General features: G+C 45.2%; 17 protein-coding genes. 14 read left to right on the forward strand and 3 right to left on the reverse strand.

All coding sequences use genetic code 11. The features are described 5' to 3' along the window. Positions 1 to 191: 191 nt before the first annotated feature. The 7 genes from cysT (at position 192) to MKZ16_RS06055 (ending at position 7,877) form a co-directional block, all read left to right on the forward strand. Positions 192 to 1,007, forward strand: coding sequence for a sulfate ABC transporter permease subunit CysT (cysT, locus tag MKZ16_RS06025; protein ID WP_076104840.1), 816 nt, complete (start codon positions 192 to 194; stop codon positions 1,005 to 1,007). Next, positions 1,004 to 1,801: a sulfate ABC transporter permease subunit gene (locus MKZ16_RS06030; protein ID WP_076104839.1), complete on the forward strand. Its 798-nt coding sequence runs from the start codon at positions 1,004 to 1,006 to the stop codon at positions 1,799 to 1,801. Before cysT ends, MKZ16_RS06030 begins: the two co-directional genes overlap by 4 nt. A 1-nt stretch (position 1,802) precedes the next feature. Beyond that, positions 1,803 to 2,867 (forward strand): sulfate ABC transporter ATP-binding protein, encoded by a 1,065-nt coding sequence (cysA, locus tag MKZ16_RS06035; protein ID WP_076104838.1) that lies wholly within the window; start codon positions 1,803 to 1,805, stop codon positions 2,865 to 2,867. 317 nt (positions 2,868 to 3,184) lie between these two features. Beyond that, a complete protein-coding gene (locus tag MKZ16_RS06040; protein WP_076104837.1) occupies positions 3,185 to 4,252 on the forward strand; it encodes a sulfate ABC transporter substrate-binding protein in 1,068 nt (355 codons plus the stop codon). A gap of 139 nt (positions 4,253 to 4,391) precedes the next feature. Beyond that, entirely contained in the window at positions 4,392 to 5,177 is a 786-nt protein-coding gene (locus MKZ16_RS06045; protein ID WP_076104836.1) for an MBL fold metallo-hydrolase, read from the forward strand. A 316-nt stretch (positions 5,178 to 5,493) separates the two neighbouring features. Continuing rightward, on the forward strand, positions 5,494 to 6,075 hold the full coding sequence (locus MKZ16_RS06050; RefSeq protein WP_076104835.1) for a GNAT family N-acetyltransferase: 582 nt from the start codon (positions 5,494 to 5,496) through the stop codon (positions 6,073 to 6,075). A 17-nt stretch (positions 6,076 to 6,092) separates the two neighbouring features. Further along, positions 6,093 to 7,877, forward strand: a complete 1,785-nt coding sequence (locus MKZ16_RS06055) for an ABC transporter ATP-binding protein (RefSeq protein WP_076104834.1) — start codon at positions 6,093 to 6,095, stop codon at positions 7,875 to 7,877. A 71-nt stretch (positions 7,878 to 7,948) separates the two neighbouring features. Here MKZ16_RS06055 and MKZ16_RS06060 read toward each other — a convergent pair whose 3' ends face one another. Next, positions 7,949 to 8,752, reverse strand: coding sequence for a Cof-type HAD-IIB family hydrolase (locus tag MKZ16_RS06060; protein WP_036681768.1), 804 nt, complete (start codon positions 8,750 to 8,752; stop codon positions 7,949 to 7,951). A 12-nt stretch (positions 8,753 to 8,764) separates the two neighbouring features. Beyond that, positions 8,765 to 9,712, reverse strand: coding sequence for a DMT family transporter (locus MKZ16_RS06065; protein WP_076104833.1), 948 nt, complete (start codon positions 9,710 to 9,712; stop codon positions 8,765 to 8,767). A 228-nt stretch (positions 9,713 to 9,940) separates the two neighbouring features. On the opposite strand from MKZ16_RS06065, the gene MKZ16_RS06070 reads away from it, so the two are divergent. From MKZ16_RS06070 to MKZ16_RS06095, 6 genes are all read left to right on the forward strand, one after another. Continuing rightward, positions 9,941 to 10,654, forward strand: coding sequence for a metal-dependent hydrolase (locus MKZ16_RS06070; RefSeq protein ID WP_038569151.1), 714 nt, complete (start codon positions 9,941 to 9,943; stop codon positions 10,652 to 10,654). A 59-nt stretch (positions 10,655 to 10,713) separates the two neighbouring features. Then, positions 10,714 to 12,525, forward strand: a complete 1,812-nt coding sequence (locus MKZ16_RS06075) for a sensor histidine kinase (protein ID WP_339815467.1) — start codon at positions 10,714 to 10,716, stop codon at positions 12,523 to 12,525. Continuing rightward, positions 12,518 to 13,717 (forward strand): response regulator, encoded by a 1,200-nt coding sequence (locus tag MKZ16_RS06080; protein WP_076104831.1) that lies wholly within the window; start codon positions 12,518 to 12,520, stop codon positions 13,715 to 13,717. The genes MKZ16_RS06075 and MKZ16_RS06080 overlap by 8 nt, the downstream gene beginning before the upstream one ends. A gap of 189 nt (positions 13,718 to 13,906) precedes the next feature. Next, positions 13,907 to 15,238: an extracellular solute-binding protein gene (locus tag MKZ16_RS06085; protein ID WP_076104830.1), complete on the forward strand. Its 1,332-nt coding sequence runs from the start codon at positions 13,907 to 13,909 to the stop codon at positions 15,236 to 15,238. Positions 15,239 to 15,345: 107 nt separating this feature from the next. Then, positions 15,346 to 16,221 carry a sugar ABC transporter permease gene (locus tag MKZ16_RS06090; protein WP_038569153.1) on the forward strand — a complete coding sequence of 292 codons (876 nt, stop codon included), beginning with the start codon at positions 15,346 to 15,348 and terminating at the stop codon, positions 16,219 to 16,221. Positions 16,222 to 16,251: 30 nt separating this feature from the next. Next, positions 16,252 to 17,079 carry a carbohydrate ABC transporter permease gene (locus MKZ16_RS06095; protein WP_036681776.1) on the forward strand — a complete coding sequence of 276 codons (828 nt, stop codon included), beginning with the start codon at positions 16,252 to 16,254 and terminating at the stop codon, positions 17,077 to 17,079. Between the two features lie 90 nt (positions 17,080 to 17,169). On the opposite strand, the gene MKZ16_RS06100 is transcribed toward MKZ16_RS06095, so the two are convergent. Beyond that, on the reverse strand, positions 17,170 to 18,171 hold the full coding sequence (locus MKZ16_RS06100; protein ID WP_076104829.1) for a lipoate--protein ligase: 1,002 nt from the start codon (positions 18,169 to 18,171) through the stop codon (positions 17,170 to 17,172). A gap of 227 nt (positions 18,172 to 18,398) precedes the next feature. Here MKZ16_RS06100 and MKZ16_RS06105 point away from each other — a divergent pair, with 227 nt between their 5' ends. Next, positions 18,399 to 19,487, forward strand: a complete 1,089-nt coding sequence (locus MKZ16_RS06105; RefSeq protein ID WP_076104828.1) for a threonine-phosphate decarboxylase — start codon at positions 18,399 to 18,401, stop codon at positions 19,485 to 19,487. The last annotated feature ends 5 nt before the right edge of the window (positions 19,488 to 19,492 follow it).

Genomic DNA, 19,492 nt, shown 5'->3' on the forward strand with positions numbered 1-19,492 from the left:
TGAGGTGCCATTTTTTAGTGTACCTTTGATACATATATTTTAACCCAAATTCACTTGAAAGTAATTGACGGCGGTGAGAAGGATTTGGTAAAGTAGTAATAATATAAAACCAAGTATATAAATAGGAATAATTAATGAGGATTTTGGTTAGTATACCGACCGGTTATCCGGAGGTGGGAGGGCAAAAATCATTGAATTCGCTGCTTAGACACAAAGGCTGGACTTGGGGTTTCCGAACTACAATTTTGCTCTATTTTGTAGTATTGATCGTGTTGCCCATACTCGGGGTCTATTACAACTCTTTTTCTCTTGGTTTTGGCAATTTTGTGGAAAGCGTCAGCGATCCAATTGCTTGGAAGTCGGTGCTGTTAACCTTAAAGCTGGCGATTATCGCTACTTTAATTAATGTCTTCTTAGGAACTATGATTGCTTGGGTCCTTATTCGTTATCAATTTGCTGGTAAAGCGCTGCTAAACAGTCTGGTCGATTTACCTTTTGCACTTCCAACAGCTGTCGGAGGTTTGATGATTCTACTGCTGCTTGGACCAGGTAGTCTTATCGGCAAAGCAGTTGAGGCACTTGGATTTGAAATTGTTTTTCATCAACCGGCTATCGTAATTGCTATGGTGTTCGTGACGTTTCCATTCGTGATTCGAGCGGTTCAGCCCTTGCTGGAGGAGTTGGATCCATCCGAAGAGGAAGCAGCATATACAATGGGTGCCAAGGGAGCAAGGGTATTCTGGCAAGTTATTCTTCCATCTATGGCGCCTGGGATGATCAGTGGTGGGATGCTCGCATTTTCAAGGGCACTTGCGGAATTTGGTGCAGTGGTACTCGTCGCAGGGAATATTCCGGGCCGTACGCTTGTATCTTCTGTTTTTATTTTTGGTGAAGTTGAAAGTGATAATCCGGTCTCCGCCGCTGCGGTTTCTGTTATTCTCTTGACCTTATCCTTTCTCATTCTTTGGCTGATTAATATGCTGCAGATGCGGGGGAGATGCTCATGAGGAAATTATGGATTGCTCTTACTTATTTAGTGTTTTTTCTGCTGATTGCTGCTCCATTAGGAAAAATGGCTATTGGTGCTTTTAGTGAAGGATTTGGTGGTTTCTGGAATGCTCTGACTAGGCCCGAAGCGCTGCATGCGCTAATGATGACTGGGCTTGTTGTGATAGTAGTTACGTTATTAAATACATTGTTCGGTATTATGATGGCTCTGTATCTTGTTCGGGCGAACTGGATCGGCAAGCGTCTAAAAGGATTATTGAACAGTATTGTAGATTTGCCTTACGCAGTATCCCCTGTAATCGGAGGATTGATGATTGTCCTGTTGCTGGGTCCCGATAGTACCTTGGGGGCGATTTTTGAGGGGATTGGACTAAAGATCGTTTATGCGATTCCCGGAATGATCATTGCCACTTTATTTGTTACCTTTCCTTTAATGGTGCGCGAGGTGATGCCGGTGCTTCAGGAGATTGGTTCACAGCAGGAGGAAGCGGCTTCGACATTGGGCGCTCGTAGCTGGACTATTTTTTGGAAGGTAACTTGGCCTTCGATTCGTTGGGCGGTTGTGTATGGTGTCATTCTTACGGTGGCACGTTCACTTGGAGAGTTCGGTGCGGTGCTCGTGGTCTCGGGGAACATTATGAATAAAACCCAGACGGCGACAACTTTAGTCTATCAGGATGTTGAGAATTTTAATGTAACGGCTGCTGGAGGAATAGCGCTAGTTCTGGCTGCATTTTCCGCAGGTCTGCTGCTGTTGATGGAATGGACCAAGAGAAGAAAGGAAGTGCAGTAATATGCATGTAGAAGTGCGGGGGTTAAACAAGCATTTTGGAGATTTTCATGCGGTCAAGGACGTCAATTTCACCATTACAAAAGGTCACCTGATTGGATTGCTCGGCCCAAGTGGAGGCGGGAAAACCTCAATTCTACGTATGCTGGCGGGACTGGAGTCACCGGATACCGGAGAGATTATTTTTCATGGTCAAACGGTGAACAATCTTCCTCCTCAAGAACGTGGGATCGGCTTCGTCTTCCAGAACTATGCACTCTTCAAACATATGACTGTATTTGATAATATCGCTTTTGGTCTAAAGGTTAAAAAGGCTAACAAAACAGCCATCCGCGATCGTGTTATGGAACTTGTGGAGCTTACAGGGTTAAAAGGGTTCGAGAAACGTTATCCGCATCAGCTATCAGGGGGACAACGTCAACGTGTGGCTTTTGCACGTGCGCTTGCGCCTGAACCACAGCTGCTGCTTTTAGATGAACCTTTTGCCGCTATTGATGCGAAGATCCGCCAGGAGCTGCGCGCTTGGCTGCGTGAACTGATTGAACGTGTAGGTATCACCTCTATTTTCGTAACCCATGACCAAGATGAAGCGATTGAAGTAGCGGATGAAATCATGATTATTAATCAAGGACGCTTGGAACAAAAGGGTACCCCGTGGGATATTTACAAGGAGCCTAAAACACCGTTCGTGGCAACATTTATCGGTGAATCTACGCTGATTGAGAACGCTTCTGAGGTTAAAGGCTTTACAGGTGCGGGGGACGGCAAGCCTACCAAAGCACTGATTCGTCCTGAATATATTGAAGTGGGTAACCTGCATGAGTTCAAGATGGCTTCTGCCACGGAAAAAGGTGTTGTGAAACATCTGCATTTCCGCGGAAGCGAATGGCTCGTTGAGGTTGAAGTAAATGGCCACAAGCTGGTCACCTACCGTTCGTTGGAGAAAGAAACCTTGCAGCCGGGTCAGGAAATTTCAGTACTGGTACATCGGGCTTATTTATTTAATGATGAGCGCAGCTGGATCCAGGAGAACAACCTGAAAGAAGATCCAATGCCGATTTTTATTTAAAAATAAATAAAATGATTTTCAATTTTTTTTGATAGTAGCGAATGTGATGAGCTAGGATTAGAGGAACTGATGTGAAGGTAAGAAGTAATGAAGTGGAAGTTTGGAACTGTAGGAGCGGAGTGACCGCCTTTGTTTCCGGATTTAATCCGCTGAGATTATAAAATCAATAAATCTGGGAACAACAGCGGCCGAAAGTCCAAACATTCCACGTAATTACGGCAAAGACCAAACGTTGGTTACTTGAATTTTAAGTTTCAGCCATAGAGCTACTTTCAAGGAAATATTAAAAATCATTACCTCGAAGGATGTGGGCCGCAATGAATGTCAAAAGGAGCAGACAACTGCACGGATGTTTTGCTGCCCTAATGCTGGCCATACTCACGCTGACAGCAGTCGGTTGCGGGAATGTGAAGGCAGTTACGACGATGGCAGAGCCTTCGAAGCAAGGGGATGTTACGCTGGTAATTGGCGCATACAGTGTGGCTAAGGATGCAATGCAGGATATTTTGCCGTTATTTGCTGCCAAGTGGAAAGCGGATACGGGTCAGGATATTAGTTTTCAGGAGTCTTATGAGGCTTCAGGGACACAGGCACGAGCGATTGTAGGTGGATTTGAAGCGGATGTGACGCTGCTAGCCATGGAAGGTGATGTCGAGAAGCTAGTTAAGGCTGGACTCGTAGCGTCAACATGGAAAGAGCAGGGTGAACAAGGTATGGTGACACGTTCAGTAGTTGCTCTTGGTACCCGCGAGGGAAATCCCAAAGGCATTCGCGATTTTGCGGACTTAGCCAAGCCGGGAATTAAAGTGTTATATCCCAACCCCAAGACCTCTGGTGGTGCGCAATGGGATATCAACGCGATCTATGGGGCTGGTCTGAAGCTGTCAGAGGAGCAGGAGGGCGCAAAGGATCCAGCAGCAGCCAAAGCTTTTTTGGAAAGTATCCATGCCAATGTAGAGTCTCTGGATAAAAGTGGCCGCGCTTCTATGGCAGCCTTCGAGTATGGAGTGGGGGATGTAATTGTCACCTATGAGAACGAACTGCTGGCGCGGATTGCCCAGGGAGTCAAATACGAAGTTATTATTCCTAAAAATACAATTCTGATTGAGAATCCGGCGGCTGTCGTAGAGAAATATGCGGATGAGCATGGGACTCGTGTAGCATCAGAAGCACTGGTTGATTTTTTGATAACCCCACAGGCACAAGAGATCTTTGCAAACTATGGCTTTCGTCCCGTGGATAAACAAGTCTATGCTGAGCACAAAAGCGATTACCCTGATCCGGCGGGCCTCTTTGATATTAACTATTTAGGAGGCTGGGATGAGGTGCGAAGCTCACTTTATTCCAAGCGTGGAATTTGGTATCAGGTACTTGCCGGAATATAAGGTAGAGGTATAACAAAAGAGTCATCCCAGCAGTTCTTCTGTGGTGGGGATGGCTTTTTTTGGTGGGTCTCTTTAAGATAGAGAGAGGGTAATTTAGATTTATTACTTCGTTGAAGAGAACCTGAAGGAGAGATAACAGATGGATACGTTGGTGTTTTTGGGTACAGGGGATGCCATGGGGGTTCCTCGGGTATATTGCAGCTGTGAGACCTGTACAGAGGCAAGGGAACAGGGGGAAAATATTCGCCTGCGCTCTTCTGTACTTATAGATAATGGCAGTGACTTTTTAGTGATCGATTGTGGGCCTGACTGGCGGCGTCAGATGGAAGCGCAGGGAGTACGAAATATGCGCAGACTGCTGGTGACGCACGCTCATTTTGACCATATTGGTGGGCTGCCGGAATGGGCGGATGCCTGCCGCTGGATGGGATATAAAGGCCAGCTCTATGCCCCAGCAGAAGTGATTCCGATTATTGAGCGGCAATATCCATGGCTGCGCAATCAGATCGAGATGATTCCTTGTGATGAAGGCATAGAGCTAGACGGCTGGACAATAGATATCTGGAAAGTGAACCATGGCAAGAATGGATACTCGTATGCTTTTCGTCTGGAGAAGGAGGGCTATGTATGGGTGTATTGTCCAGATTCCATTTCTCTTGGAGCTGAAGAGACACGCCTGATGCATGGAGCTGACTTGCTGGTATTAGGTACAAGCTTCTATTACGAAGCAGCGGAGTTATCGACTCGTTCTGTATACGATATGACGGAAGCAGCGGAGCTGCTGCAAACTGTGAAGCCTCAAAAGGCAATCTATACCCATATGTCGCATGATGTGGATATGAGAAAATCATATATTTTACCGGAAAATGTTACGCTGGCCGAAACGGGGATGAGAATACCCTTAGGATCTTCGGAAATTAGATGAAATTTAGATAAAAAGAAAACTCCCCTCATTTGCTGGAAGGGAGTTTTCGTGATCCCATTTAAACCTGTTATATTCCGCCTTGTTGAATCCGTTTAATTAACTCTTCAAGCCAATAAACGGAGTGCTCTGCTTTAGTTGAAATATTCACTAAATCAAAAAGGGACATCATTCGGGCAACTTCAGCCTGTTGATGTTCCTTTTGTGATTTCTATTGCATTCAGTATTCAGATCCCGATATATACTATATAATCAAAAAGCATATCGTATTATTTTTACATATTTAGAATAATAATCATCGCCAGAGGAGGAGTACGAAGTGGCTGACTCCAAGGATCCAATCCTGCTTGATTTTCCCGAGAGTTTTGAAACAGAGAGGCTGCTCATTCGTGCCCCTTTATGGGGAGATGGAGTTAGCATGAATGAGGCTATCCGTGAAAGTATAGATGAATTGAGACCTTGGATGGCTTTTGCTCAAGTAATACCCACATTAGAAGAATCAGAGAAAGTTACTAGAGAAGGCAGACTGGAGTTTCTAAAAAGGTATAAGCTACATATGCGTATTTTTAGAAGGGATACGGAGGGTTTTATCGGCTGCATTAGCCTGCATCATCTAAACTGGGAACTCCGCAATTTTGAGATTGGTTATTGGATCCGGAGCGCCTGTGCAGGCAAAGGATATATGACAGAAGCCGTAAATGGAATCACCAATTTTGCCATACGGGAACTAGGGGTGAATCGTCTCGAAATCTTTTGTAGTGAACGAAACACCAAAAGTGCCGCGGTAGCCGAACGTGCGGGTTTTACACTGGAAGGGATCCTGCGCAGTGCGAGTCTTGGGTATGACGGGGAACGGCATGATAATAAGGTGTTCGCTAAGGTTAGAGGTATAGAATTTTAAGTGAGAGGGCTGGTTCTTTGAAGCAGAAAGGCGTTTTCTCAAGATTAAGTACATACATGTTAAGGCACAAGCTCTTATATACGATTTTATTATTTACGACTTTATTTGGGATTGTTCTGGATTTAACGATTGCTTGGCTGCTCTCAGTAATTACGGATGCTGCGGTTAGACTCGATGTGAAAGCTTTTAAAGGGCTGGTTATTTTTGGATTAATCTACTTATTAGTGAGTGCAATTAACGGTTTCATCGATCGATATTTCAAAAATAAAATCTCTGCCAAGATCAGAAATGAGCTGCGGTTGGATATGATGCGGCATGCCTTAGCTCTTCCTCAGTCTTATTTTGACCGTAATCATTCCGGGGATTTATTGTCCCGCTTTACTAATGATAATCAATCTGTTGGTAATGCTGCAGGCGAGGTAATGATTGATCTAATCCGTAACCCTTTACTAGCCCTCGCGGCTTTTGGTTATTTGCTCTATATTAACTGGCTGCTGGCGTTGATCTGTTTTGCAATGGGGCCTTTGATGTTCCTTACGGGAAAAATCTTCGGTTCAGCGATGCGTGAGAACAGTGTGAAGATTCAGACTAATATGAGCAAGATTACTTCCTTTTTACATGACGTTCTAGGCAGTAGTATGGTGTTTAAATCCTTTAGCATTGAACGCAGACTAATGAAGCAGTATCAGGAACATAGTGAGAATATCACTTCCGAAGAATTAAAACGGGGAAGAATTGAGGGAGCTACTGGCTCGTTCTCCTCTTTTTTGGGAAACTTTACGTTTCTTCTGGCGCTGGTCGTGGCTGGTTATTTTGTGGCAAAAGGATCACTTGAGGTTGGTGCGATGATTGCTTTCATCCAGCTCATGAATTATTTAGTAATGCCGTTCTCGTCATTGCCGGGACTGATCAATTCGATGCAGCAATCACTTGGGGCGGCGGGACGGATCTTTGAGGTGTTGGATAGCCCGGTGGAGGTTGAGACCCTTCCAGAAGTGGAGACTAAGCAAACAGAATTTGAGAGTATGGTTATGTCGTCGATCTCTTTCTCGTATCCGGGAGCAGAGAGACAAAGTATAAACAAGATTAGCTTAGAGCTTCAAAAGGGAACACAGATGGCGGTTGTGGGACCGAGTGGTGGAGGTAAATCTACGCTTTTTAAACTATTGCTGGGATTGTATGAACCCGATGAAGGCGAAGTAACAATCAATGGGCAGCGGATCAACGAGATGAGTCTGGCTAAGCTTAGAAGTTATTTTTCCTATGTGCCGCAAGAGGCAGGTCTTTATACGGGAAGCATTCGTGATAATATCCGGAATGGAAATCCAGAGGCGGATGAGCAAGAAATTCTGGAAGCTTTGCGAAAAGCGAATGCCTATGATTTTGTAATGGAATTGCCTGAGGGACTGGATACTGATATTGGTGAGGAAGGTTCACGACTGTCCGGGGGACAACGTCAGCGGCTTTCCATTGCAAGAGCAATTCTGAGAAACGCTCCTATTCTGCTGTTGGATGAAGCTACTGCTGCACTTGACAATGAATCAGAAAAACTGGTGCAGCAGGCCATTCGTAAACTAATGGGAGACAAAACTACACTCGTTATCGCGCACCGTTTATCTACGATTCAGAACGCTGATATCATTCTCGTGATGGAGAATGGTGAAATTGTGGAGAGTGGAATGCATGATGTACTGCTTGCTGCCGGAGGAAGATATAATGATCTGTACTATTCTCAGCTAGAGCAGGAAGAAGAGAGTGGAATGGGACCCGAGAAAGTGGAATTAGCTTCTACAGGAGTTTGAGTTTTGGAATAAAAAAGGGTGTAGCAACGTCATGAAATATGGCGTTGCTGCACCCTTTTGCTTAAGGAAATTTAGTTTACTTTATTAAGAATGAATTTATCAATCGCATATTTCACGCCATCGTCATTGTTGCTTAAGGTCACGAAATCAGCAATTTCTTTCAGAGCAGGAATAGCATTCTCCATAGCGACGCCAAGTCCGGCAGCTTCAAGCATCTCATGGTCGTTCCAAGAATCGCCTACAGCGATGGTCTCGGAAAGATCACAGCCGTAATGTTTGGCTAGGAATTCAAGTGCAATGCCCTTGGTTCCTTCATGATGCATGATTTCCAGAAAGTGTGGTTTGGATTTGGTAATATGCACGGAATCACCAAGCAATTCATGCAGGATTGGAGCCAGTTCATCCAAGAAATCAGGATCATCGATAATTAGCATTTTTGGTGTTTTTTGCGGGACAAGCTTTTCCCAGTCAGGCTCAATAAAATATTGCGTTTTATTCAAGTCCGTATAGTCTTTGATCTTTTGGTTGTCTTCACGGGCATATAGCTTGTCGTCAATGTAAGTTTGCAGATGCAGATTATGCTCCACGCAGTAAGTGAACAGCTTGCGGACTGCATCTTGCGGGACGTAACGCTCATACAGTACTTTTTCATCGAGCAAGTTCTTAACGAGTGCACCCTGGTAAGTAATGATAGGTACGTTTAGTCCAGTTTGACGGGCAATGGCTTGAGCGGAAGCGTAAGCACGGCCTGTAGCAAGGGTTACAACAACACCTGCGGCAACTGCCTCTTCAAGCGCAGTTTGGGTAGCGGGTGTTACTTCCTTGTCATCATTAATCAGAGTGTCATCAATATCAATCGCGATCAATTTGTACATTTGTCTCTCTCCTTATCTCTTTCTAAATAAATGTAATTTGGAAAAATAACTCTTCTTATGTTGATTCTGACCCGGTTCCGGGCTCAGCTCTGCCATAAGCATAGCCCCCAGAATACAACCACAACCGAGCAGAGCGGACAACCCGAGTGTTTCCCCGCCAAAGGCTAAACCCGTCAGAACGGCAAATACCGGTTCTGTGGCATAAATAATGGCTACCCGCGATGGGGTAGTATATTTCTGACAGGCGGTTTGAATCCAGAAGGCAAAAGCGCTGGTTGGCCCAATGGAGATCAGCAGAGCCCAAAGCACATCTGGGTCCTTAATCAGCTCCCCGCTGTGGGCGAGCGGTGTTGCCCCTTCAAAAATAAGCGAGGCAGCAATACTGAACAGCCCAACGAAAGCAAGCTGCAGAGTAGCTAGCGGCAACGCCGGATAATGAGGTGCATAAACGCCAGTATAGGCTACCTGTAACGCAAAAGCTATGGCACATAGAAGAATCAAGGCATCGCCTTTATTCAAGGATAATGCAGAGCCCGTGAACGTCAACAGATAAAGCCCGATTGCGGCGAGTGCTGCACTGAACCAAGTGTATCGTGAAATCGCATGCTTCAATAGGGCTAGAGACAGAAAGGGAACTAGGACAACTGATAGCCCGGTAATAAAGCCGGTATTAGAGGTTGTTGTATATAGAAGTCCCATAGTCTGAAAGCCATAGCCCAAAAACAAAAAAAGGCCAAGCAGCAGAGAATCGCGTACCATGCGGAAACTTAGCTGTTTCCAATCCTTGCGGTAAAAAATAACTGTGATTAGAGCCAGCAACAGGGCAGCGCCCATAAAGCGGATGCTATTAAACGCGAGTGGTGGCAGCACCTTGACAGCATTTTGTACAATCAGAAAGGTACATCCCCACATCATCGCCACCAATAGCAGGCTAAAATCGGCTATACGGGAACGCTTCACTACTTAGGTCATCCTTTCTTCAGCAGCTGCCGTCTCTATGTAGACGACAAGGTCAAGTTGTCCAAATTGTATCGTATATTCATGGGGAGGACAAGATAGAAATCGCGCAAAGGCTTATATACTAAGCGATTTCAGCGTTTTATGTAGACAAAAAAACCGGGTCTTGATATACTTCGATAACCGCACATTTGTTCTTGTTTTTGCATCTTAGAAAGGAGCGGTTTCACTATGATGGGCAGATCCCATTTAATTATCAGCACCGGGGTTACCCTATCTGTTATGAGTTTGATGGCCCATGAGATTACAATCCCGGTTATTGCCGTCGCCGCATTAAGCTCGCTCCTGCCAGACATTGATGAACCGAATTCGTTACTGGTACGCAAGGCGATTCCTGACTTTCTGCTCAGGATACTACAGGTTGCTTTGATAGGAGCAGCGATTTATCTTTATTTTGCAGGAATCGTTGAAAGCCCTTGGAATATTGTACTGGCCCTACTTGTGGGGAGTGTAACTTTCCTGCCGGGAAGAAAGCTGCGGCATCTGGTGATGGTACTAATCGCTACTGCGGTATTTGCATACGGAGGGGCGTATGATCCTTGGAACTACATAGTAGCTTGTATACTCGTAGTTACATCACTTGTCCCGCATCGTGGATTGACTCATACCTTATATGCTGTTGCAGGCTGGAGCACTTTATTGTATTTTGCTTCATCGGGTATACAGGATGGTGGTAGTCTATGGATAGCAGGCGGCATGTCTTATGCGCTTCATCTATTGGCCGACTCTCTCACCCAAAGGGGAATTACGCCCCTGCCGCCCATTCCATTTAAGCTGCGTCTAAAGCTAATGAGTACAGGCACGAAAAAAGGTGGAGCTGTAGAGAATGTTTTTATCCTGCTCACACTCGCCCTAGTTGTATATGTATTTATACTTTCTCCTTGAGATTTACGGATATGAAGCACATAATGAATTACCGCTAGAACACACAGGAGGCGGCTGTTATGCGGGGGGATTCCTTAGTGAAGTGGTTTGGAAGATTGCAGATTCGTAATAAAATAATCCTTATTTTTATACCGTTGATCATTTTTCCATTGCTTGCTTTAGGCTTGCTCTCAGGGCAGATGTTCAGCCGTTCGATGATCGAAAAGGCTAAGTACAATTTTAAAGATGAATCCAAGCTCATCATGCAGCAAATAGATACGATTGTAAAAAATACGGAGAGCAGTGCCAACATTATAACTACCGACATCCATCGGATGTATGCTGAACGTCCGTTGTTATCCTCGACAGTGGAGCAGACGCGGTTTCGCAATTTAATGCAGAGCCAGCTTTCTATCGATCTGATTATTTTTCCGGATGTCGATTCTGCTGTATTTGTGGATACGGAAGGCCAGATTTATTCCTCTTACGCCTACGGTAATCCTAACGAGCAGAAGGTATTTACCAGCGATATGCTGGAGAAGGCTAAAGAAAAAGGCAGCTACGGTGTCAACCGTTGGCTTCCCATGGAACAGAGAGATTATCTGGTTAGTGATCCGGCAGTTCCGGTGCTCACACTGAGTAAAGTCGTGTACAATCTTAAAACGGGCAACCTAATAGGTACATTATTTGTGAACGTAAAAGAAGATGCTCTCTCTGCTTTTCTGGAAACCGCTAGAGAAACCTCTTCGGACAAGAAATATTTTATAGTAGACGGAACGCAAAGGACCGTGTCTACCCCTGATAAATCAAAGCTTCTACTGAAGCCTGAGGACAGACTGAACGGCAGTCTTAGGAAGACGGGAAGCTCTGTCTCGGAAATTATCGGCAAGGGGAGCGGGCGAGAGCTGGTCACTGTGACGTATTATGATAAGCTGAATTGGAAGCTTGTGAATACGATTTCGCTGCAGAAGTTAACTGCGGATATTCACCGTAATATAACGTTAACTATATTCGTGGGAATAGGATGCCTGTTACTGTCTCTGCTGCTTGCAGGAAAGCTGTCACAGATTATCGTAAATCCGCTTCTTCAAGTGACGAAGGCGATGCGTAAAGTAAGGGAAGGCGATCTGAATGTCACCTCACCAGTGACTACAGAGGATGAGACTGGGCTAATCTCCACCGTATTCAATTCCATGGTTGGTCGTATTCAGGAGCTGATGCGGACGATTACAAACGAACAAGTCCGGAAACGTGAATATGAACTAGCTCTGATCCATGCCCAGATTAAACCCCATTTTCTGTACAACACACTGGATACGATTTATGTACTCAACGATTTGGAGCTTAATGAAGCAGCTCGGGATACGACCAAGGCACTGGCAGATTTCTATCGGGTTGTTCTTAGCAAAGGGAACGAGGTTATTCCACTGTCCGAGGAAGTATCAAATGCAGCTGATTATTTGGTTATTATGCAGGTTCGCAACCCCGACGTATTACGTTACGAGATTAATATCCCGAAATTTCTCGAAGGAGTCAAGGTACCCAAATTGTCCCTGCAGCCGCTCATCGAGAATGCAATCTACCATGGATTAAAAACAAAGGGCAGTCAGGGGCTAATCTCAATAGAGGCTTATACACACGGAAGAGAAGTTATCATTACCGTGGAGGATAACGGTGTTGGCATGTCCGGGGAGCAGGTGTCGCGGATTGTAGAATACCGCTCACGAGAAGGAAAACCGGCATCCATTGGCATTTACAGCGTTCATGAACGGATTAAGCTGTATTTTGGAGAACCATATGGCCTATCGGTAGAAAGTAAACTGGGAAAAGGTACTGTTATGAAAATGACGATTCCCGGTACGGAAGCGCAGGGGGGCAGCGTAGATGTATAAAGTGATGGTTGTAGATGACGAGCCGCTGTTTCGTTATTATATGCGGACCAAGCTGGATTGGAGTAAATATGATTTCAGTGTCTGTGGTGAAGCGTCAAATGGCAGAGAAGCGCTGGAAGAAGCGGAACGGACGAAACCAGATTTGGCTTTAGTGGACATTAGTATGCCCTATATGGACGGTATGGAGCTGGTTACCCGGTTACAGGCCAATGCTCCTGATATGCTTATTGTTTTTGTAACAGGGCACAATGAATTTGATTATGCACAAAAAGCGATTCGCTTAGGTGTACAAGATTATTTATTGAAACCGTTTAACCAGCAAGAGTTTAACGAGATGATGATCAAGGTGAAGCAGCGCCTTCAGTCACATAAAATAGGTGCACGCAAAGCTGGGAAGCCGGAAATAATTGCAGAAGGAACGGCTTCCAATAAGCTCTTTCCACTCCAAATGGACGAGGAGAATTCCTCTGAAGGGATAGAGGAGTTCTCCTTTCCATCCAAAGAAATCACTCATCTTGGAATTCAGGATGCCATGCTGATGGCGTTAAAGATGGGGGATGGCGATGCAGCGGCGAAGGACATAAGCAAATTAATTGAGATTCTACGACGCCAGAGAGGGGGAGGCAGCTATTCCTTTACTCTATTAATGAGTATAGTATCCCTTTGCCTTGCCTATGCTGGAGAAAGAGGGATCAATCCGGAAAGTCTCTGGAAACCAGCAGGTTCACCGGAGCAGCGGCTACGGGAGATGGATAACTGGGATGAGACTGAAAGCTGGATAAAAGGCTTGTACAGTAAAGTCATTGATCAAGGTCGTGAGCACCGCCCCTCTAAGTCGTACAATTTATTCATTGCCGCCAAAGAGTACATCCGGGAGCATTATTCCGATTGTGAGCTGACAGTTGACCAGGTGGCGAATGGCGTTTATGTAGATACCAGCTATTTACGGAAGGTTTTTCGAAAAGAAGGTGGAATCTCTGTACTTGATTTCATTACCTATACTCGTATGAAGCAGGCCAAGGAACTGCTTGCTGGAGGAAATGTGAGACTGTCTGAAATCGCCGGTAAAGTGGGCTATAATGACCCGAATTATTTCAGTAAATGCTTTAAAAAACACTATGGCATGCCGCCGTCTGAATTTGAGCAGCTGGCTGCCCGTTCCCGCCATATTGGCGTTAATAATGAAATTTAATAAACATATTTGGTGGCGGCTCTCTGGTGAGGCCGCTTTCATTTTGTCCTGTTTATTACCGATTGTGCCCGATATGGCTCTTTTTGGGTCTTCAAGGCTCAAATATAATAGAAACAGGACGATGAAAACGCTAACAAATAGCGGATTCAACTAGCTCCACTAAATAGAGCATCAGAAAGGGGATTCATTATGAGCAACAAGTTATTCAGAACACTGGGGGTTGCAACCGTTTTATCCTTAGCTTTCTCACTTACAGCCTGTGGTGGTAACAATGCCGGAAACGGTGGTTCAACCTCTGAAGGTTCCAATACGACCGCTGGGAATACCGATAAGAAAATTCAAATAAAAATTTATGCACAGCATTTTGACGAAGATACTTCAAAGCCATTTGATTATGCCGTAGAGGAATTAAAAAAGGAAATGCCGGAGGTGGAGATTGTACTGGATGAGGCTGTTCAAGATGGCTACCAGAAGCTGAAAACATATGCCGCGACTGGGAATATGCCGGATATTTATGAAACAGACTGGCCTACGCTGCAAACCTTCGCCAAATCTAAAAATGTCGAGCTGCTAGATGAATACCAAGCCACCAAAGATTTCAAAGCGAATCTAAACACAGGGAATGAATCCCGTCTGATTGCCCCAGACGGTCATGTATATGCATTCCCATATACGGGAATTGAATTCCAAATGTTGTTTTACAACAAGGATATCTTTAAAGAGGTAGGCATCGAGATGCCGATCAAGACGATCGATCAGCTGGCTGAAGCGGCTAAGAAGCTTTCTTCAGCAGGTTATACACCGCTCTCAATTTTCGCGAAAGAGAAATGGATCACTACTTCTTTTTATAGCGGACTTGTGACTCGTGAGGAGACGAAAGGGTTTGGCCCACTCGAAACGAAGGGAACGACAACATTGCCTTCGCCTTATGTAACAGCAGCAGAACAAATGAAGAAGCTGGAAGAAGCAGGCTTGTTCGACGTCAATGCTACGAATACCAATTATGATCAAGCTTCATCTTTGTTCTACCAAGGAAAAGCTGGCATGTTCGTCAACGGTCAGTGGGAAATCTACAGCAGTGCTGAGAAGCTTGGGGATAAAGTGGATTGGATGTACTGGCCAGCTAAGGACGAAGCGACTTATGAGAACAACAAAATGTACATTAACGGTGCAGGAGGTCCTGGTGGCTTTGCCGTTTCTCCAAGCAGCAAGAATGTAGAGACTGCAGTGAAAGTAGCTAGTTTCATCGCACAAAAATATAGCGAATACAAATATACACAGCTGGGTAGCCCGATCGTAGCGACTAAAGTGGATAAAGAAATGACCGGTGAAGTGCCTGCCATGATGAAAAGAATCGCTGAAGAAGTGCTGCCAAACGTGAAGGGTTACGCCAATGCGGTAAGCAGTGTTCAAATTAAAAATGCACTGGACGACAATACACAAAATATGTTGATTGAAGGATTCTCGGCTAAGCAGTTCACGGATAACATGAACCGAGTGCTGAACAAAGAAAATAAATAATTAGAGAAATAAAATAAATAAAAATTGGTCCATGCCCTGCCGCTCACCCGGATCGAGCCCTTATATCGGGTGAGCGGCTTGGCAAGGAAGGAGTGGAATCTTACCGCATGCATAAATACTTAGGTAATAAGAAAGCCATAATGCTGTTTCTGCTTCCCGCTCTGCTGATTTATAGCGTAGTGATTATCTATCCGGTGCTTCAATCCTTTTATCGTAGCTTTTTCGAGTGGGACGGGCTCAGTACGGCTACTTTTAACGGATTGTCCAACTATGTAGAGATGTTTGATGATCCATTGCTTTTGACTTCCCTTCGTAACGGCCTTATTTTTGCACTGGTACTCGCTGTATTTCAGATCGGATTGGGAACCATTCTTGCGCTTGCCTGTGCCGATCCTCGAATCAAAGGGCGTAAATTGTTGAAAACAGCTTATTTTATTCCCGTAGTTCTGTCGGTTACGGTTGTTTGTCAGCTATGGATTGCCATCTACGATCCGAATAACGGATTGATCAATAGGCTTTTTGAAATTTTGCATATTCCTTATCAACAAAACTGGCTTACTTCTCCAACCACATCCATAATTGCGATTGCCTTTGTTAATGCCTGGCAGTTCATGGGTTACCAGTTCAGTCTTTTATATGCGGGGGTTAAATCTGTCCCTGAGCAGTACATGGAAGCTGCCACGATTGACGGTTGCTCCAAATGGATGGCGCATCGTAAGGTGACAATTCCAATGATGAAGGAGACGTTCAAATTCTGTCTGATCATTGCCATTACTTCAGGAATCGGTGCTTTTGTACAAATGTTGATTATGACTAACGGCGGACCGGGAACGAGTAACTATACGCTTACCTTTATGATTTATCGTTATGCATTCTTGGAAAGCAACTACGGCTATGCCTGTGCGGTATCGGTTGTGCTTGTCCTTCTGTCGCTTCTGGCCACCATTATTATCAACAAGACATTTGACCGAAATGAAGCATAAGGCAGTACGCCGGAAAGGAAAAGGAACGTTATGAAAAAAGTGAGAGCATTGCTCATACAGCTTCCCTTATGGATTTATTTTATCATTTCCATCTATCCGCTATTATGGATGATTTCTTATTCTCTGAAAAATAACGATGAGATTTTTGTCACCAACCCTTTCGGATTTCCGACTAATTTCCGGATTGAAAACTATGTGGCCGCTTGGTCACAGTTCAATATACCGCGATATTTTACGAATAGCTTGGTAGTCTCTACGATTTCAACGCTACTTATTATCATATTATCGCTGATGTTCTCATTCGCAATTTCCCGGCTGCGGTGGAGATTCCGTGAAGGGGTCAGATTGTATATGACGATCGGAATGTTCATGCCGCTGCAGGTAATTATGATTCCACTTGCCATACTCGTACGGGATTTACATCTGACTAATACCTACGGTGGGCTGATTGTTCCTTATGTCGCCATTGGATTGCCGTTCTCTTGTCTGGTATTCTACGGCTTTATGAAGGGTATCCCTGGGGAGCTGGAGGAATCCGCTTGTATGGACGGCGCGAATGTATACCGGATGTTTCTGCAGATTATTGTGCCGGTTGTAACGCCAGCTGTCGCAACAGTAGCCATTTTTCAATTTCTGAACAACTGGAATGAATTTTTGCTGGCTTATATTCTGATCTCTGATGAGGGGATGAAAACACTGCCGCTGGGTCTATTGTTCTTCCAAGGCCAATACAGCACAGACTGGGGTGGCATGGGGGCGGTTATGACGATGGCGAGTCTGCCAATGGTTATTGTCTATTTGTTCTTTAGTGAGCAGGTGGAACGGGCAATGACAGTTGGATCTGCTGTAAAAGGATAAAGCGAAGAGTATTAATTCATGCAAAAGAGGACTTCTGGCGAATGCGCAGGAGTCCTCTTTTTGATTCAAATCATGACCAGTGAATTCATCCTATTCCTCTAGGAAGACCAATCCGATAAAATCCTCCGGCTCAATACGACCGAAATAATGCTTCAAATCGAGATCAGCTAATGCTTCTCTAACCTCAGCCTCGTCATAACGTTTGCCACGAAGTGCATTTTCAACATCTACTACGTCACCGACTCCGAAGAAGTCACCATAGATTTTGATGTCTTTAATGAGGGAATCTTCAATATCCATCCGAATATCAATAATTCCGGCAGGGAATTTGCGCGTGTGCTTAACGTTGCTTTTTGGTGACAGACCGTAGTTCCAGTCCCAGTTCTGGTAGTGCTCCTTGGAGATCTCGCTAATTTTGTCCCAGTCGGCTTGTTGCAGCTTGTACTGAGGAACCTCAGAAGAATCCATGCCAAAGATCGAACGCAGCAGGCCGGCGCGGAACTCCTCGATCGTCATATCTGTACCCAGCAGCTCTTTGATATTCGCTACACGACTGCGTACGGATTTGGTGCTCTTTGATTTAAACTTCTCTGGATTCACTTTTAGAGAGGCTTGTACATCATCTAAATTAAGATTGAACATCAAGGTACCATGGCTGAACATACGTCCGCGTGTGGAGAACTGAGCGTTACCGGAAATCTTTTGCTCACCAACTTGCAGATCATTCCTTCCGCTTAGCTCGGCGTTAACGCCCATGCTTTGCAGGTAATCGATGACCGGTTGGGTGAATTTCAAAAAGTTATGAAAGGATTGGCCGTCATCCTTGGTAATAAAGCTGAAGTTCAAATTTCCAAGATCGTGATAAACAGCTCCACCGCCGGATAGACGACGTACGACCTGAATATTATTATCTTTTACATACTCTTGGTTAATTTCTTCGATAGTATTCTGATGTTTCCCGATGATGATGGATGGGCTGTTGATATAAAAAAGCAGGTAACTCTCGTCCATCGGCAAGTGCTTCAGCGCATATTCCTCAATCGCCAAATTGATGGATGCGTCAGTAATCCCTGTGTTATCAATAAAAAGCATAGTGAATTCCTCCGTCGCAGCAAAATTGATTACAACCTTCATTTTAAACCAAAAGCGGTTTTTTAACAAAAGAGATCACATCTTTGAGATTCATGTCGGTTTGGGGGAAGCAGGGGATTTAGCTGGTTCCTTCTGCGAAAGCATTGACGTTCTTCCGGCAAAGAGTCAATAATGGTGGCAATGACATACATATCGTGCTAGAGAAAGTAGATAGAGGGAGTGTAATTATGCTTGAAAAATATGGACATGGCGGTGATTTGCTGACGGCAGCGGAGCTCTATGGAGAAGCTGGGGGCACATTTCTCGACTATAGTGCCAACATCAATCCACTCGGTCCTCCACCGGAAGTTTTGGAGCTGCTCAGAACAGCACTGTCAACGGTGGTTACATATCCGGACCCTGGACACCGACGCTTTAAACAACTACTGGCGGTAAATCTTGGCGTAGATAGTGGCTGGTTAACCGTGGGTAACGGAGCAGCGGAATCTATGGCTTTGCTGCTGTTGGCGATAGCTCCGCAAAAGGTTGGCATCGTGGAACCTTGTTTCTCTGAGTATAGGCAGCTTTCCGGGCAATTTGGTGCTGAAGTATTGTCGGTCCAGGGGACTAGGGAACAGCATTTTCGCGCTGGAGTGGAGGAGATTGCCGGGCTGCTGGAACAGGTGGAGCTGTTATTTCTCGGACAGCCGAATAATCCCAATGGAGTTCAGTATGCTGTGGATGAACTGCGCTTGTTAGCGCAGAAGGCTGAAAGCTGCGGGACTTATTTGGCTGTGGATGAAGCTTTTATTGACTTTATCCCGGAGTCAGAGCGAAATACACTCCTGCCGGAGCTGGAGCAGTTTCCGCATACGGTTCTGGTGCGGTCGATGACGAAGTTTTATGCGATTCCCGGACTGCGTCTCGGGTTTGCGATTTCGCATCCGAAGCTGGCGAAGGCGATGAGCGGAAAGCAGGTCACCTGGAGTGTGAACGGCTTGGCGCTGCTGGCAGGGGAAGCCTGCCTTACAAGCGGACGTGACTATGAACAGCGCACGCGTGAGCTTATTGCAGCAGAACGCGAAACGCTGCGGCAGGGTCTAGTGCAGCTGGGTTGCGATGTCCCACCGGGAGAAGCCAATTTTCTGCTTTGTGGCTTGCCGTCACCGTGGAGTGCGGCTGAGCTGCAGACTAGGCTTGGCCGCGTAGGTATACTTGTGCGCAGCTGCGCTATGTATGCAGGGTTAGGTTCAGGGCATATTCGAGTTGCTGTTAAGGGACATGAGGATAATGCCCGCCTTTTGCTGCAGATGGCGGAGATTCTAGCGACTAAGTGACAGGT

Source organism: Paenibacillus sp. FSL R5-0928, from assembly GCF_037970385.1.
Lineage (GTDB): Bacteria > Bacillota > Bacilli > Paenibacillales > Paenibacillaceae > Paenibacillus_AQ > Paenibacillus_AQ odorifer.